Source organism: Chelativorans sp. J32 (assembly GCF_000518985.1).
Taxonomy (GTDB): domain Bacteria; phylum Pseudomonadota; class Alphaproteobacteria; order Rhizobiales; family Rhizobiaceae; genus Chelativorans.
This window is the reverse complement of record NZ_JAEQ01000045.1, coordinates 1-1,239: the sequence shown is the minus strand read 5'-3', so window position 1 is coordinate 1,239 and position 1,239 is coordinate 1. Positions and strand designations below refer to the sequence as shown.

The 1,239-nt window shown below is 63.4% G+C and carries 3 protein-coding genes; all 3 read right to left on the bottom strand.

Annotated elements, in window-relative coordinates; translation table 11 throughout:
- Positions 1–96 precede the first annotated feature (96 nt).
- The 3 genes from CHEJ32_RS27540 to CHEJ32_RS27530 are packed head-to-tail and all read right to left on the bottom strand — an operon-like array spanning position 97 to position 1,050.
- Positions 97–318, bottom strand: a complete 222-nt coding sequence (locus tag CHEJ32_RS27540; protein WP_198023920.1) for a hypothetical protein — start codon at positions 316–318, stop codon at positions 97–99.
- The gene (locus CHEJ32_RS27535) at positions 305–856 is read right to left on the bottom strand and encodes a plasmid partitioning protein RepB C-terminal domain-containing protein (protein WP_198023919.1); all 552 of its coding nucleotides are present in this window, start codon (positions 854–856) and stop codon (positions 305–307) included. Before CHEJ32_RS27535 ends, CHEJ32_RS27540 begins: the two co-directional genes overlap by 14 nt.
- Positions 857–894: 38 nt before the next feature.
- Positions 895–1,050: a hypothetical protein gene (locus tag CHEJ32_RS27530; RefSeq protein ID WP_198023918.1), complete on the bottom strand. Its 156-nt coding sequence runs from the start codon at positions 1,048–1,050 to the stop codon at positions 895–897.
- Positions 1,051–1,239 lie beyond the last annotated feature (189 nt).

Genomic DNA, 1,239 nt, shown 5'->3' with positions numbered 1-1,239 from the left:
GGCAGCGTCTTGAGTGGCACAATCTTTGCGACAGGTACGGTCACGAATTGGCTCTCGAACCCCTGACGGATGCGCTCGCCCGAATCCTCGATCCGCTCAGCCATCGCTCTCTCCCGAAATCCGCATCGCCAGCGCCCGCGGCATTGTTGCCAGACCCTCAGCCCTGAGCAGGTTGAGGAACCCCTCGTCGCTGAGCAGGTCTTTGAGCGCCTCGACGATGAACAGGAGCCGGGTCTGGGTGAAATCGGACTTCTTGACCAAAAGCCGCTGCTTTTCCGCATCGCGCTGATAGACCTGCATGAGATCATTGGCGGTCATGCGCCTCCCGCTGCCCTTGCGCCCCAGACGGCCCGAAGGGCAGGCCCTTGCGCTGCGCCCGCAAGCGCATGTCGAGGATCCGCCGCGCCGCCGCGAGTTTCTTGCCTCTGAGCTTGCCGGTCTCATAGGCGTCGAGCAGCAGCGTCTGGGCTTCTTCGCTCTCGGCCTTGGAGATCTCCATCGCCAGCGTGATCGGAATCACGCCAGTTTCGACCGCGGCGACCAGACGTTCCTCGCCGCGCTCAAGCAGCGAGGCGATCATGTTGACCCAGGACGCGCCCACGCCGAGCTTTTCGCCGATGGCCGTGTCGCTGAAACCCCTTGCGCGCAAGGCGCCGATCTCGCGCATGATGTCGATCGGACGCGGCGTGCGCCGGGCGATGTTTTCCACCAGGCTCATCACCAGGCATTGGCTCTCGCTGGCCTCGATCACCACGGCCGGGATCTGCTCTGGCCGAGCATCTGGAATGCCTTCAAGTCGGCCTTCGCCGCAGACCAGATCATAGCGCACGCCGCCCGGGCCATCATGGCGCGCCACCGTGATTGGGCGCTTAAGCCCGATCGCCTCGATAATAGTCAAATGGCGCAGTTGGCCCTGTCCATGCGTACGACCACGGCGATGTCGGGCGCGAGCGAACTGTCGAAACGCAGCTTCCAGCGAAGGAGCCCGGTCGGGATCTCGAAACAGCGCGCGATCACCACCGAGACGCTGAATTCGCCATTGACGATCACCCGGTCGGTCTCAGGCTCCTACCAGGTCTCGCTGCCCGTGGCCGCGATACCGGCAACCAGTTCGGTCACAATGCCCGGATGAAGCTGGCGCAATTGCCGGTTGATCTCGATGTGGGCGATAGTCCCGCTCCGGCGTGAATCCGACCAGACTATAGGCCCTGAGCAGACTGCCGAACCTCGAACTGTAAG